Below are 14,316 nucleotides of genomic sequence, written 5' to 3'. Positions count from 1 at the left end.
GGGCAGGACTTACTATGCAGGCGGCGGGCCGCCAGGTTCGCCGACGCCAGCGACGGCGTGGGTCCACCAGGACCCGAGGGAGGAAGCCCGGTGCGAATCCGGCGCGGTCCCGCCACTGTGAACCCCACCGAGGTGGGGCGAGCCAGGAACTCCTGCCGTCCATACGACCACCCGGGGCGCGGACACCCCGAGGAAGGCCTGCGCACGCATGCTTCTGCTGCTGTCGACCTCCGACACCGACCTGCTCAGCGCCCGCGCGGCGGGGGGTCCGGTCGACTACCGGTTCGCCAACCCGTCCCGTCTGGACCTCGCCGAGCTGCCCTCCCTGCTGGAGGGCGCCGACCTCGTCGTCGTACGCCTCCTCGGTGGCGTACGCGCCTGGCAGGACGGCCTCGACCAGCTCACCGCCAGCGGTCTGCCGGTGGTCGTGCTCACCGGTGAACAGGCGCCCGACGCCCAGCTCATGGCCTCCTCGACCGTGCCCGTCGGCATCGCCGCCGAGGCGCACGCCTACCTCGCGCACGGCGGCCCCGCCAACCTGGAGCAGCTCGCCCGCTTCCTCTCCGACACCGTGCTGCTCACCGGCCACGGCTTCGACCCGCCGGCGCCCGCCCCGTCCTGGGGTCCGCTGGAGCGCACCGCGCGCGACATCGAGGGCCCCACGGTCGCGGTGCTCTACTACCGCGCCCACCACATGAGCGGCAACACCGCGTTCATCGACGACCTGTGCCGCGCCATCGAGGACGCGGGCGCCCGCCCGATGCCGCTGTACGTGGCCTCGCTGCGCGCCCCCGAGCCCGAGTTGATCGACGCGCTGCGCCCCGCCGACGCCATCGTGACCACCGTCCTCGCCGCGGGCGGCACCAAGCCCGCCGAGGCCTCCGCGGGCGGTGACGACGAGTCGTGGGACGCGGGCGCGCTGACCGGTCTCGACGTGCCGATCCTCCAGGCGCTCTGCCTGACCGGGTCGCGCTCGGCCTGGGAGGAGAACGACGAGGGCGTCTCGCCGCTGGACGCCGCGAGCCAGATCGCGGTGCCCGAGTTCGACGGGCGGCTCATCACCGTGCCGTTCTCCTTCAAGGAGATCGATGAGGACGGGCTCCCGGCGTACGTCGCCGACGCCGAGCGCGCGGCCCGGGTCGCCGGTATCGCCGTACGCCACGCGCGTCTGAAGCACATCCCGGCCGCCGACAAGCGCCTCGCGCTGGTGCTCTCCGCGTACCCGACCAAGCACTCGCGGATCGGCAACGCGGTCGGCCTCGACACCCCCGCGTCCGCCGTGGCGCTCCTTCGCAGGCTCATCGGCGAGGGCTACGACTTCGGCCCCTCCGAGGAGATCCCGGGCCTCGTCTCCGGTGACGGCGACGAGCTGATCCGCGCGCTGATCGACGCGGGCGGCCACGACCAGGAGTGGCTCACCGAGGAGCAGCTGGCCGCCAACCCCGTCCGCATCCCGGCCGCCGCCTACAAGCGGTGGTACGCGACGCTGCCCCAGGAGCTGCGGGATGCGGTGGAGCGGCACTGGGGGCCGCCGCCCGGCGAGATGTTCCTGGACCGCTCGCGGGTGGGCAACGGCGGCGACCCGGAGGGCGACATCGTGCTGGCCGCCCTGCGCCGCGGCAACCTGCTCATCCTCATCCAGCCGCCGCGCGGCTTCGGCGAGAACCCCATCGCGATCTACCACGACCCCGATCTGCCGCCCTCGCACCACTACTTGGCGGCGTACCGCTGGATCGCGTCCTCCACGGACGAGGGCGGTTTCGGCGCGGACGCGATGGTCCACCTCGGCAAGCACGGCAACCTGGAGTGGCTGCCCGGCAAGAACGCGGGCCTCTCGGCGGCCTGCGGCCCGGACGCCGCGCTCGGCGACCTCCCGCTCATCTACCCGTTCCTGGTCAACGACCCGGGCGAGGGCACCCAGGCCAAGCGCCGCGTGCACGCCACGCTCATCGACCACCTCGTGCCGCCGATGGCCCGCGCCGACTCCTACGGCGACATCGCGCGCCTGGAGCAGCTCCTCGACGAGTACGCGCAGATCAGCTCGATGGACCCGGCGAAGCTGCCCGCGATCCGCGCGCAGATCTGGACGCTCATCCAGGCCGCGAAGCTCGACCACGACCTGGGCCTGGAGGACCGTCCGGACGACGACGGCTTCGACGACTTCCTGCTGCACGTCGACGGCTGGCTCTGCGAGATCAAGGACATGCAGATCCGCGACGGTCTGCATGTGCTCGGCACCGCCCCGGCGGGCGGCGACCGCGTCAACCTCGTCCTCGCGATCCTGCGCGCCCGCCAGATCTGGGGCGGCACCTCCGCCCTGCCCGGTCTGCGCGAGGCCCTTGGCCTCGATGAGTCCGCGGCGACGCGCGTGAGCGCCGACGAGGCCGAGGAGAAGGCGCGCGCGCTGGTCCAGGCGATGGACGACGCCGACTGGGATCTCGCCGCCGTCCCCCGTGACCAGGGCGAACAGGTCGCCGCCATCCTGGAGTTCGCGGCCCGCGAGGTGGTGCCGCGCCTGGAGGGCACCACGGCCGAACTGGACAACGCCGTACGGGCGCTGGAAGGCCGCTTCGTTCCGGCGGGCCCCTCCGGCTCCCCGCTGCGCGGTCTCGTCAACGTCCTGCCGACCGGCCGCAACTTCTACTCGGTCGACCCCAAGGCCGTCCCCTCCCGCCTCGCGTGGGAGACCGGCGAGGCCCTCGCCGACTCGCTCATCGAGCGGTACAAGAACGACAACGGCGACTACCCCACCTCCGTGGGCCTGTCGCTGTGGGGCACGAGCGCGATGCGCACGGCGGGCGACGACGTCGCCGAGGCCATGGCGCTGCTCGGCATCCGCCCCGTCTGGGACGACGCGTCGCGTCGCGTCACGGGCCTGGAGGCCATCCCCTACGAGGAGTTGGGCCGCCCGCGCATCGATGTGACGCTGCGCATCTCGGGCTTCTTCCGCGACGCGTTCCCGCACACGATCGGCCTGCTCGACGACGCGGTGCGCCTCGCCGCCTCGCTCGACGAGCCCGCCGACCAGAACTACGTACGCGCCCACGCCCAGGCCGACCTGGCCGAGCACGGCGACGAGCGCCGGGCCACCACCCGCATCTTCGGCTCCCGCCCGGGGACGTACGGCGCGGGTCTGCTCCAGCTCATCGACTCCCGCGACTGGCGTACCGACGCCGACCTCGCCGAGGTCTACACGGTGTGGGGCGGTTACGCGTACGGCCGCGGGCTCGAAGGCCGTCCGGCCCGTGCCGAGATGGAGACGGCGTACAAGCGCATCGCGGTGGCGGCGAAGAACACCGACACCCGCGAGCACGACATCGCGGACTCCGACGACTACTTCCAGTACCACGGCGGCATGGTCGCGACCGTGCGCGCGCTGCGGGGCACTGCGCCGGAGGCCTACATCGGGGACTCGACGCGCCCCGAGACGGTCCGCACGCGCACGCTGGTCGAGGAGACCTCCCGGGTCTTCCGCGCGCGGGTGGTCAACCCCAAGTGGATCGAGGCGATGCGCCGCCACGGCTACAAGGGCGCCTTCGAACTCGCCGCGACCGTGGACTACTTGTTCGGGTACGACGCCACGACGGGCGTCGTCGCCGACTGGATGTACGACAAACTCACGGAGACGTACGTACTGGACCCGACGAACCGTCAGTTCCTCCAGGAGGCCAACCCCTGGGCGCTGCACGGCATCGCGGAACGCCTCCTGGAGGCGGAGTCCCGCGGCATGTGGGCCAAGCCGGACCCGGCGGTGCTCGAAGCGCTGCGGCAGGCCTATCTGGAGACCGAGGGCAGCTTGGAGGACGAGGGCACCCAGGCGTGACCGGCGGCGCGGCGCCGCTCCCCCGGGCCGCGCAGACCGCCCGGCTGGTCGGGGAGCGGCTGGACGGCGTGCCGGTGCGCCGGTCGGAGGCCGCGGGGGATTACATCCCCTACATGCCGCTCAGGGAGGAACTGCCCGCGGACAGCGCCGATGCCACGCTTGCGCGCCTGGCGCGGTTCCCCGCGGGAGAACGCGAGGGCGGGACCGCGCTGGCCCGCGAGGCCCTGGCGCGGTTCACCGGGCCGGTGCCCGGGGACGAACCGCGCCATGAGCTGGTCGTCACGCACAACTTCCTGATCGGCTGGCTCGTCCGGGACGCCCTCGACGCTCCCCCCTGGTGGCGGCTCGGGCTCGACCACGGCAACGCCGCGCTGACCGTCATCCGTTACGCGCCGGGGCGGCCCGCCTCGCTGGTCTTTTACAACGACATGCGGCACCTGCCCGTGCAATTGCGCTGGACCGGTTTCCCGCCCGGTTACTCACCCGACGTCACAGCAGGTGAGGAAAGACCACCCCGTTGATGAGGGGGCCCTCGACCGTGATCCCTTCGCTGATCAGCGTATCGATGGCGGGCACCGGGATGGGGCTCGGCGGCTTCCGCTCCGCCGCCGAGGCCGGGGTGGTCCCCACGGCGAGAGCTAAGGCGAGGAGGCCCAGCAGGGTGGCGCTGACGACACGACGGTTTCGCTGCATACAAACTGCCTTCCTGGTCCAAAGGGGTGACGGGGCGTCCTACGACCCGTTCGTATGATCTTCGGTGACTTCTCGGGCACGGCGGGGTTACACCCGGTGAGCGGGCCGCGGCAGGCGGCCCCGGGTCCAAGGAGGCTGCTGTGAACGGCGGTTGGGTGCAGACGATGTCCCGTTGGGTGCTCGTCACGGCGGTGGCGACCGCGCCGGCGGTGCTGTGCTCCGGCACGGCTCACGCCGACGAGACGCACGAGAACTCGCACAACGCGCCCGTGGTCGCGCTGATCCACACCGGTCAGATCGACGACCCGATGGAGGACGTGCTGGAGCACACGCTCAACTTCGGGGACGGCTACCGGTGGGGCTGACCGGCGGTGCCACCGCCCGCGCCGCGTAGCGGTCCCGCAGCCGTCGGGCACCTGGGCGGGAGCCGTCCCCCCGGGCGGCCGCACAAGTGCCCGACGACGCGGGAGAGTTCAGCTCACGGCGCGAGGCAGGTAGTGAGCGGGATCTCGGTGGGGACCCCGAGGGCCGTCGGGTCGACGAGCGCCGTGACGTCCTGCACCGCGCAGTCGATGGTCGCGACCGGGTCCGGGACGGCGCTGGCGGGCACGGCGAGGACCCCCAGCAGGGTGATGGCCCCGAGGACGACGGCGGCGGTACGGCGCATGTGACATCTCCTTCGCTTCGGCTGTGTTGCCGGTGGCCCGGCGCCTGCCGCCGAGCCGCTCGGTGACTCCCCAACCCCACCAGCCGATACGCCCCGTATCACCCGTACGGGGAAGAGGGAACGATCCGCCTCCGGAGATACCGGCGGGCGCACGGCCACAGCGAGACGCCGACCTTCAGCGCCAAGCCGACGAGGCGGTTGGCGGAGCCCCACTCTCCCGTCTCCCGGCACGGGAGGCTCAAGTCGCCCGGCTAGGCTTGGAGTTGCCCCCCTCCGCCTTCCCGAGGAGACCCTGGTGACCGCCCCGGACGAAACAGCCCCGGCCCACCTGCCGGATCACACGACCGAAGACGACGCCCACCGAACCCAGTTGGAACGACTGGTCGAGGAGATCGGCGAGCGGACCGCGGGGACGGTCGTCTTCGGCGACGCCGTCACCGCCGAGGGCGTCACCGTCATCCCCGTCGCCGAGTCCGGTTGCGGCTTCGGTCTCGGCCCCACTCCCCTCCCGGCCGACGGAGCCGATGCGAGTGGGGCCCTCCAGATCGGCGGGGCGGGCGGTTTCAGGGCCCGGCCCCGCGGCTTCATCGAGATCAAGAACGGCACCGCCACCTACCGGCCACTCCCCCACCCCTGGCTGACCGCCGCCCTGCCGCTCGCCGCGTTCCTGGCCGGGACGGCCGTTCCACGGCTCGTACGCCTCCTCGCCCAGCGCCGCGCGGGCCGGTGAGTCAGCAGGCGGTCCCCCGGGCGATCAGGAGGGCCACGTCGTCGTGGTCGCCCGGGTGGCGCAGCTCGCGCAGCAGGAGGTCACAGGTCTCCTCCAGGTCGTGCGGCGCGTCGGCGAGCAGGGACAGCAGGTAGCGGAAGCGTTCGTCGAGGGGCTGGTCTCGGGTCTCCACCAGGCCGTCGGTGTACAGCACCAGCTGATCGCCCGGGCCCAGGTCGAGGGTGGTGGTGTGGAAGGGCACCCCGCCCACCCCGAGCGGGGCGCCGGTGGGCAGGTCGAGCAGTTCCGGCGGGCTGCCCGGTCGCATGAGGACCGGTGGCAGATGCCCGGCCACCGAGATGCGGCACCGCCGGCCGTGCGGGTCGTGGACGGCGTACACGCAGGTGGTGAACGTGTGGTCCATGCCGGCGGTCGCCTGGTCGAGATGGCCGAGGACCTGGGCGGGATCGAGGTCGAGCTGGGCCAGGGTCCGGGTGGCGGTGCGCAGCTGGCCCATGGTGGCGGCGGCGTCGATGCCGCTGCCCATGACATCGCCGATGATCAGGGCGGTCTTGTCGGCCGGAAGCGGGATGACGTCGAACCAGTCGCCGCCCACCTCGCTGGTGGCGCCGGCCGGCTCGTAGCGGTGGGCGATGCCGAGGCCGGGGCGGTGCGCGGGCCGGTCCGGCAGCAGGTTGCGCTGGAGGGCGAGCGCGGCATGGCGCTGGCTCTGGAACCAGCGCGCGTTGTCGATGCACACGGCCGCGCGGGCCGCCAGCTCCCCGGCCAGCGTGACGTCGTCCTTGTCGAACGGCGCCGGGTTGCGGGCCCGCATCAGGCCGAGGGCGCCGATCACCTCACCGCGGGCGACCAGCGGCAGCACGACGTACGAGTGGACCCCGGCCGCGGCGAGCACCGCGGCCGATTCGTCGTTGCGGGCGATGCGGCGCATGTCCTGGCCGGTCACCTTCGCCCGTACGACGGGGCGGCCGGTGTTGACGCAGCGGGTGACCAGGCGGTCGGCGGCGTACTCGACGAGATCGCCGACGGGGTCCGGGGCCCGCGCGGCCTCAGTGGGGTACGCCGCCACGACCGCCAGTGCGCGAAAGCGGGCCGGACCGGTCGGCGTCCCGGGGGCGCGAAGGCCCTGGAGGACGCTGTCGAGGATGTCCACCGTGACCAGGTCGGCGACCTCGGGCACGCACACCCCGGCCAGCTCCCGGGCCGTCTGCCCCAGATCGAGGGTGGTGCCGATCCGCACCGAGGCGTCGGCGACCAGCGCCAGGCGGCGCCGTGCCCGGGCGGCGTCGGCGGCCGCCCGGTGCTGCTCGGTGACGTCCACCACGGAGACGGCCAGACCGAGCACCCGCCCGGCGGGGTCCCCCAGCCGGTAGAAGGAGACCGACCAGGCGTGCTCCCGCTCGGGAGCGTCCAGGGCGTCCCCGGCCGTGAAGTCCAGGGTGTCCCCGGTCATGAACCGGTCCAGCGCCGGCACCCCCGTGGCCAGCACCTCGCGCATCAGCGCCTGGGCGGTCTCCCCCCGCAGAAACGGCGGCGTCTGCCCCGCGGCGGGCCCGGTGCGGTCCTGGGCGGGGCTGCCGGTCATGCCCGCGAGCGCCGGATTGACCAGCACGAACCGCAGCTGGGTGTCCATGACCCCCAGCCCGATCGGCGACTGGGAGATCAGCCGCAGGGACAGCGCCAGGTCCCGCTCCACGCGGCGCAGGGTCGCCTGGTCGGTGGCGATCCCCAGCGCGAAGCGGCCCCCCGTGTCGTCCTGCAACCGCATGTTGCGGAACTCCACCAGGCGTGTGCTGCCGTCCTTGTGCCGGACCGGGAAGCCGCCCGCCCAGCCCTGCCCGCTCTCCATCACTCGGGTGAACAGGTCGATGACCAGGTCCAGGTGCCGCTCGTCGACCAGCAGCCGGCCGGCGAAGTGCCCCAGCGCCTCGTCGGCGGAGTAACCGAACAGTTCTTCGGCCTGCGGGCTCCAGAGCACGATCTTCCCGCGGTCGTCGAGGACCACCGCGGCCAGGCTCAGCACGTCAAGCAGCCCGCCGGAGACCGCCGGGTCCGCGTCCGCCGCCCCGCCGATCTCGGCCCGGAACGCATCGGACGTACTCACCCGGCACCCTCTCCGCTGGATCCCACCGTCCCATCATCTCTCCGAACCGGTGACGGGGCGCCTCACGCGCCTCACGGCCGGGCGCGGCGGGACCACTCGGCAGGCGGCGCTCAGCGGCGTACGTACGCGTTGACCGGCGAGAGCCCGGACATGTCGACCTGGAGGCCGCGCAGCGCCGGCGAGTAGAGGTAGGTGCGCTCCGGGACGTAGACCGGGACGGCGGCCGCCTGCTCCGTCACCAGGCGGTCCACCTCGGACCACAGCTTGCCCGCCTCCTTGAGGTCCCCGGCGGCGTGGGCTGCGTCGATCGCCTCGTTCACCTTCTTGTCGTCGAGCCGGCTGTAATTGCTCGACTTCTCCGGGGCGTGACGTCCGTCGAAGTAGTCGGGCAGGTAGGTGGAGGCGGTGGGCAGGCCGCTGCCGACGGCCATGCGGAACATGTCGTACTTGCCCTTCGCCGCGTCGCTCCAGAAGGTGGCGACAGGCACCTGCTTGCGCGTCACCTCGAACCCGGCCCTCTCCAGTCCCGCCTCGACGACCTCCGCGCGGTTCTTGTCGGTCGGGGTGGCCGGGTGGGCGAGGGTGAGGCGGTATCCCATCTCATCCGCTTCCAGGAGGAACTTCCGGGCCTTGGTGGGGTCGCCTCGGTCGCCCGGGGAGGGGAGGTCGAAACCGGGGCTTCCGGGGACTCCTGGTGGCATCAGGTGCGGGATGAGGCGCCCTTGCCCGCCGCTCGCCTTGAGGATGTCGTCGCGGGGCAGGGTGGCGGCGATGGCCTTGCGTACGTTGGCGTCCTTCACCCGCTCGGTGTTGATGACGTACGACTGCGCGTGCCAGGTGACGGCCTTGACGGATTTCGCGCGGCCCGCGGGCCCTCCCTGGATGCCGGCGGGGTCGTCGGTGCCGGAGAAGGTCATGAACGCCTCGCCGTCGGCGGCCGAGCCGATGCGGTGCCGGATCTCCTGGAGCGGCACGCCGGTCTGGATGCGGTAGCCGTCGGGGCGGGCGCTGCGCACCGGGTCGGTGTCGGCGCGCCAGCGGGGGTTGCGGGTGAGGGTGAGGTCCTTGGGGTCGGCGGGGTCGCTGATCTGGTACGGGCCGGTGGACGGCGGCGCTTTGGAACCGCTCGGGCCGCCGGTGGTCCCCTCCGGGAGGGGCGCTCCCGACGGTCCCGCGAGGACGACGTTGAAGTCGCGGTGGGCGCCGGCGAGATGGAAGACGATCGTGCGGTCGTCGGGTGTCTCGATCGCGCTCTTCTTCGCGGACTTGGCGGCGGCGCCCTTGACTCCGTAGAGGAAGGTGCGCAGCGTCTGGTCGCCGCCTGCAAGCTCCGGTCTGAAGGTGCGCTCGATGGCGTTCCGGAAGTCGCGGGAGCGCACGGGTGTGCCGTCGTTGTAGGTGAGCCCGCTCTTGAGCTTGAAGGTCCAGTCACGGCCGTTCGTCGTGCGGCCCGCGTCCTCGGCGAGGTCGCCGACGACCTTCACCGCTCCGCCTTCGCCGGTCTTGAACGTGGTGAGCCCGCGGTGCACGAGGCGGGCGAGCTGTTGGTCGGCGCTGCCGGGCCACATCAGGCCGGGGTCGAGCGAGGCGAACTCGTTCGGTTCGAGAACGGTGATCCTGCCTCCCTCGCGCGCGCCTCTGACGGCCGGTGCGGGGCCTTTGGAGTCGGCCGCGGTGCCCACGGTGAGGTTCTGGGTCGCGGACTTCGCCACCTTGTCGCCCTGGATGACGTTGTCGCCGCGGGAGCCGTCCCCGGCCTGGCCCGCGGAGCCGCCCTTGCCCTCGGAACCGCCCCCGAACGGGTCGAACACCGTAATGGTCGTCACCAGGGCGCCCGCGGCCACCGCCACGACCGCGCTCACGCCCCAGACCTTCGCCCGCGAACGGCGGGGCGGCGGCGCGGGGCTGCCGAAGACACCGAGGGGTGCCGGCGCCGGTGGCGGCGGGGCCTGCGGCGGCGGGATCTGCGAGGGCAGGGTCTGCGACGGGGGGAGCTGCGGCTTCGGGGGAAGGGGCGGCGCCAGGGAGTAGGAGGTCGCGGGCCCGCCGGGCGCGGGCGAGGCCGGGGCGGCCGGTGCGGGTGCGTCGCGAGTGCTCAGGGTCTCCAGGGCGTCCCCCGCCTCCTGCGCGTCGGGCCGGGCGCCAGGCTGCTTCGCCAGCATGCGGCCGACGAGGGCGTCCCACCCGGGGGCGAGCCCGGGGTGGCGCGCCGACGGCGGCTCCGGGGTCTCGTACACATGGCCGTGCATCAGCGCGGCGACGGAGTCCGCGTCGAACGGCGGCGTACCGGTGAGGAGTTCGTGCACCATGCAGCCGAGCGAGTACACGTCGCAGCGGCCGTCGTCCGCGCCGCGCGTGAAGCGCTCCGGCGCCATGTACCGCAGGGTGCCGACGGGCGCGTCGGTCGTGCCCGTCAGATATCCGGCCGTGGTGGTGGCGTCGAGGAACTTGGCGATGCCGAAGTCGAGGACCTTGACCGTGCCCTCGTCCGTGACCATCACGTTCGCCGGTTTGATGTCCCGGTGGACGATGCCCGCCCGGTGCGCGGTGGCCAGGGCCCGGCAGACCTGCGCGGAGATCACGGCGACCCGCTCGGGCGCCAGGCGTCCCGTCTCCAGGACCAACTCCCCCACGGTACGGCCGGTCAGCAGCGGCATCACCAGGTACGGGACTCCGTCGGCCGACCCGTGGTCGAAGACCGGCACGATGTACGAGCTGTCGAGCGCCGCGGCGGCCCGCGCCTCCCGCACGAACATGGCGAGGAAGCGTTCCGCCTCGGCCGGTGTCGTCCCGCGCGGCGTGCTGAGGACCTTGACGGCGACGCGCCGCCGCAGCCGCGAGTCCTCGGCGCGCCACACCTCGCCCATACCGCCCGCGCCGATCCGCTCCACGAGCGTGTACCGGCCGTCCAGGACCGTGCCCTGCATCCTTGCCTCCCCCGATTCCCCCGACTCCCCGCCGACAGGACGTGCCTGCCTGTGGTCGTCGCACAATTTACTGCCGGGGGGCGGCTGTTGTGCGAGCCGGGGCCCGTGGGACGGCGTACCGCTGCCATTCTTTGACTGGCGCGGCCACGTACCGCTGCCATTCTGTGACCGGCGCGGCCACGACCGAGCGCGCGATTCCACAGCGGGCCTCCTGGGGTCCGCCTTCGGGAAGGGGTCCGGGTTGGACTTCGCATCCGTCAGCCGCCGCGGCTTCCTGCTGTCCTCCGTCGCGGGGCTGACCGCGACCGCGGTCCCGGTGACCGCTCCGCCCGCGGAGGCCGCCGTTCCGGCCGGTGGGAAGGGTGTGCTGCGCTACCGGGAGGTCACCGGCGGCTCGGTCACGTGTGATGGTCACCTCCTGATCGTCGAAGCGCAGGGGGTGCTGTGGCGGGTGCCCCGGCGGGGCGGGCCCGCCGTCCGGCTGACGGACTGGGACCTGGAGGCGTCCGCCCCGGCGCTCTCCCCCGACGGTGGGGCGGTGGCGCTGTGCGGCTACCGGGGAGGCGTCTTCCACCTGTGGCTGATGCGCCCCGACGGCACCGGCCTGCGGCAGCTGACCACCGGCCCGTGGGACGACCGCTGGGTCGCCTGGTCCCCCGACGGCACCCGCCTGGCGTTCTCCTCCGAGCGCGGCGGCGACCCGGTGACCGGCGGCTCCCTGGGCCTGTGCGTCCTCGACGTGGACGATCCCCGGCCACGGCGGCTGACCGAGGGCCCCTTCGAGGACCTCGAACCCGCCTGGTGGCCGGACGGCCGCTCCCTGGTGTGCGTCCGCGCCGCCCACACTCCGAGCGGGGGCACGGACGGCGGCAGGGCCCTGGTCCGCGTACCGGTCGACGGCGGTCCGGCGCGCGTGCTGCGCACGGTGACGTCCGGCCGCCTGCTGTGCCCCTCGGTCTCCCCCGCGGGCCGGGTCGCCTATCTGCACCTGACCGGTGCCGGTGATGCGCCCTCCCTGCCTCCCGACCGCGCGACACTGCTGGTCGACGGTCATGCCGTCGCGGCCGGGGAGGACTTGGCGGCGGCCCCGCCCTGCTGGCTGGGTGAGGACCGGCTGCTGTACCTGGCCGACGGGCGTATCCGCATCCGCACCCTGGCCCACCCCTCCCCCGTCGAGGAAGTCGCCTTCGACGCGCGGATGCCCGTGCCCTCGCCCCGCCGAAGGGCCGGGCGACGCCCACTCGATCCGGCCTCCCCCGCGCCGGTGCGCGGCATCCACCTCCCCGCCCTCTCCCCCGACGGGCGCCAGGTGGCGTTCGTCGCCCTCAACGCGCTGTGGCTGATGCCCGTCGGCGGCACACCCCGCAAGCTCCTCCAGGCCGAGCCCGTACACCAGGTGCAGATGCCCGCGTGGGCACCGGACGGACGCTCCCTGCTGTACTGCACCGACCGGGACGGGCTGACGGCCGTGCGGCGCCTGCACCTCGAAGGCGGGGGCGGGCTGACGGCCGTGCGGCGCCCGCACCTCGAAGGCGGGGACGACGAGCCGGTCACCGGTGGCGGGCGGCTGCACCCGGCGCTGTCGCCGGACGGCTCCCTGCTGGCCTGTCAGGACGTCAACGGCAACCTGCTCCTGCACGACCTCGCCACCAGCTCCGAGCGGGTACTCGCCCGCCCGCTCGCCACGGACGGCCCGCCGGGGGCGCCCACCTGGTCACCCGACGGCCGGTACCTCGCCTTCTGCGACCGCAACCGGCTCAACCGCCGCTTCCGCGAGGGCTACCACCTCATCCGGGTCATCGACACCCGCACCGGCACCGACCGGCGCCATCTGCCCGCCGCGCACCAGTCGCTTTCGGACCGGGCGGCCGCCGGGCCCGTCTGGTCCCCCGACGGCCGCCACATGGCGCTGGTCGCCGAGTCGGCCCTGTGGCTGCTGCCCGTCGCCCCCGACGGCACCCCGGCCGGGCCCGCCCGCCGGCTCACCGAGGAACCCGCCGACCACCCCAGCTGGGCCCGCGAGTCCCGCCGGCTCCTGTACCTCTCCGAAGGACGGCTGCGCCTGCTCTCCCTGGACGACGACCCGGAGGCACTGCGTCCCCGCACACTGCCCACCTCGCTGACCGTGCGGCGCACCACGCCCGGGGCACGGCGGCTGCGGATCCACGCGGGCCAGCTCTGGGACGCCACCGGCCCCGAGCCGCGCCATGACGTCGACATCCTGATCGACGACGGCCGCATCACCGCCGTCGAACCGCACCGGCCCCGCCGTCCGGGCCACCGCACCATCGACGTCTCCGGACAGACCGTCGTCCCCGGCCTGATCGACAGCCACACCCACCCCTACAGCGCCACGTACGGCGCACGCCACAGCCTCACCGCTCTCGCCTACGGCATCACCACCACCGTCTGCCTGGGAGCCTCGCTGTACGAAGCCGTCCGGCTGCGCGAATCCTTCGCCTCGGGCCACAGCACGGGCCCGCGCCTGCTCGCCTGCGCCGAACTGATCGACGGCTCCCGCACCGCCTACAGCATGGGCCGCGCCCACCGCACCCGGGCGGGCCTCGAACGCACCCTGCGGCGCGTCGCCGCCCTGGACGTCGACTTCGTCAAGACCTACGTCCGCGCCCCCGGCGACTTCATGGCGCGCGCCGCCGAGGTCGCCCACCGCCTCGGTGTGCCCTGCGGCAGCCACCTGTGCGCCCCCGGCCGCGCGGCGGGCCAGGATCTGACGACCCATCTGCAGGCCACCCAGCGCCTGCCGCACGGGCATGCCACCACACCGCTCGGCCACGTCCACCAGGATGTCGTCCAGCAGTACGCCGACGGCGCCTTCGGCCTGATCGCCACCCCGTTCACGGCACAGGCCCTGCTCGCCGACGATCCGGTCCTGGCCGACGACGCCCGCGTACGGAGCCTCATGCCGCCCTGGGACGTGGCAGCCGTCCGCGAACGCGCCGGTACGCCGCCCACCCCGCGCCAACGGCAGGCGCTGGCGACCGAGATGGGCAACTACCGCCGGCTCGCCGAGGGCGGCGCCGCCCTCGCCCTGGGCACCGACGCCCCTCTCGTCCCCGCCGGTCTCTCCCTGCACCTCGGCCTGCGCGCCCTGCACGCCCACGGCTTCACACCCGCCCAGGCCCTGCGGACCGTCACCGCCACGCCCGCCCGGCTGTTCGGCCGCCACAGGGATCTCGGCACCGTCCAGCCGGGCCGGCTCGCCGACCTCACGGTCATCGACGGAGACCCCTTCACCGACTTCAGCACCCTGATCAAGACCACGCTGGTCCTGCGCGACGGCATCCCTCACCGCCCACGCGACCTGACCGGCGTCCACCCCCCGGCGCCCCGGGCCGCCGCTCGCGACTAGCT

At 73.6% G+C, this 14,316-nt stretch carries 9 protein-coding genes and 1 riboswitch; of the genes, 5 read left to right on the top strand and 4 right to left on the bottom strand.

Annotated elements, in window-relative coordinates:
- The first annotated feature begins 36 nt into the window (after positions 1–36).
- Positions 37–175, top strand: a riboswitch (cobalamin riboswitch).
- A 33-nt stretch (positions 176–208) separates the two neighbouring features.
- Both cobN and DMA15_RS28475 read left to right on the top strand, forming a co-directional pair.
- A complete protein-coding gene (cobN, locus tag DMA15_RS28480) occupies positions 209–3,823 on the top strand; it encodes a cobaltochelatase subunit CobN (protein ID WP_125515589.1) in 3,615 nt (1,204 codons plus the stop codon).
- The gene (locus tag DMA15_RS28475; protein ID WP_125515588.1) at positions 3,730–4,344 is read left to right on the top strand and encodes a histidine phosphatase family protein; all 615 of its coding nucleotides are present in this window, start codon (positions 3,730–3,732) and stop codon (positions 4,342–4,344) included. The genes cobN and DMA15_RS28475 overlap by 94 nt, the downstream gene beginning before the upstream one ends.
- On the opposite strand, the gene DMA15_RS28470 is transcribed toward DMA15_RS28475, so the two are convergent.
- Positions 4,313–4,516: a hypothetical protein gene (locus DMA15_RS28470; RefSeq protein ID WP_125515587.1), complete on the bottom strand. Its 204-nt coding sequence runs from the start codon at positions 4,514–4,516 to the stop codon at positions 4,313–4,315. The two genes, DMA15_RS28475 and DMA15_RS28470, sit on opposite strands and share 32 nt — an antisense overlap.
- 164 nt (positions 4,517–4,680) lie before the next feature.
- On the opposite strand from DMA15_RS28470, the gene DMA15_RS28465 reads away from it, so the two are divergent.
- Positions 4,681–4,881, top strand: coding sequence for a hypothetical protein (locus DMA15_RS28465; RefSeq protein ID WP_125518051.1), 201 nt, complete (start codon positions 4,681–4,683; stop codon positions 4,879–4,881).
- Positions 4,882–4,994: 113 nt separating this feature from the next.
- On the opposite strand, the gene DMA15_RS28460 is transcribed toward DMA15_RS28465, so the two are convergent.
- Positions 4,995–5,183, bottom strand: a complete 189-nt coding sequence (locus DMA15_RS28460) for a hypothetical protein (RefSeq protein ID WP_125515586.1) — start codon at positions 5,181–5,183, stop codon at positions 4,995–4,997.
- Between the two features lie 295 nt (positions 5,184–5,478).
- Here DMA15_RS28460 and DMA15_RS28455 point away from each other — a divergent pair, with 295 nt between their 5' ends.
- Entirely contained in the window at positions 5,479–5,913 is a 435-nt protein-coding gene (locus DMA15_RS28455; protein WP_125515585.1) for a spore germination protein GerW family protein, read from the top strand.
- Position 5,914: 1 nt separating this feature from the next.
- Here DMA15_RS28455 and DMA15_RS28450 read toward each other — a convergent pair whose 3' ends face one another.
- Together DMA15_RS28450 and DMA15_RS28445 are read right to left on the bottom strand one after the other, a co-directional pair.
- Positions 5,915–7,987 carry a SpoIIE family protein phosphatase gene (locus DMA15_RS28450; RefSeq protein WP_240660277.1) on the bottom strand — a complete coding sequence of 691 codons (2,073 nt, stop codon included), beginning with the start codon at positions 7,985–7,987 and terminating at the stop codon, positions 5,915–5,917.
- A gap of 140 nt (positions 7,988–8,127) precedes the next feature.
- On the bottom strand, positions 8,128–10,944 hold the full coding sequence (locus DMA15_RS28445) for an ABC transporter substrate-binding protein (protein ID WP_125515583.1): 2,817 nt from the start codon (positions 10,942–10,944) through the stop codon (positions 8,128–8,130).
- Between the two features lie 241 nt (positions 10,945–11,185).
- On the opposite strand from DMA15_RS28445, the gene DMA15_RS28440 reads away from it, so the two are divergent.
- Positions 11,186–14,314, top strand: coding sequence for an amidohydrolase family protein (locus tag DMA15_RS28440; RefSeq protein ID WP_125515582.1), 3,129 nt, complete (start codon positions 11,186–11,188; stop codon positions 14,312–14,314).
- Positions 14,315–14,316: the final 2 nt, after the last annotated feature.

This window comes from Streptomyces sp. WAC 01529, assembly GCF_003945545.1.
In the GTDB taxonomy this organism is placed as follows: Bacteria; Actinomycetota; Actinomycetes; order Streptomycetales; family Streptomycetaceae; genus Streptomyces; species Streptomyces anatolicus.
The sequence above is the reverse complement of the archived record's forward strand: the minus strand, read 5'-3'. Positions and strand labels throughout refer to the sequence as shown.

Excerpts from the sequence above, each read along its gene's own strand:
- cobN (WP_125515589.1), top strand. The coding sequence starts at position 209 with ATGCTTCTGCTGCTGTCGACCTCCGACACCGACCTGCTCAGCGCCCGC.
- DMA15_RS28470 (WP_125515587.1), bottom strand. The coding sequence starts at position 4,516 with ATGCAGCGAAACCGTCGTGTCGTCAGCGCCACCCTGCTGGGCCTCCTC.
- DMA15_RS28465 (WP_125518051.1), top strand. The coding sequence starts at position 4,681 with ATGTCCCGTTGGGTGCTCGTCACGGCGGTGGCGACCGCGCCGGCGGTG.
- DMA15_RS28460 (WP_125515586.1), bottom strand. The coding sequence starts at position 5,183 with ATGCGCCGTACCGCCGCCGTCGTCCTCGGGGCCATCACCCTGCTGGGG.
- DMA15_RS28445 (WP_125515583.1), bottom strand. The coding sequence starts at position 10,944 with ATGCAGGGCACGGTCCTGGACGGCCGGTACACGCTCGTGGAGCGGATC.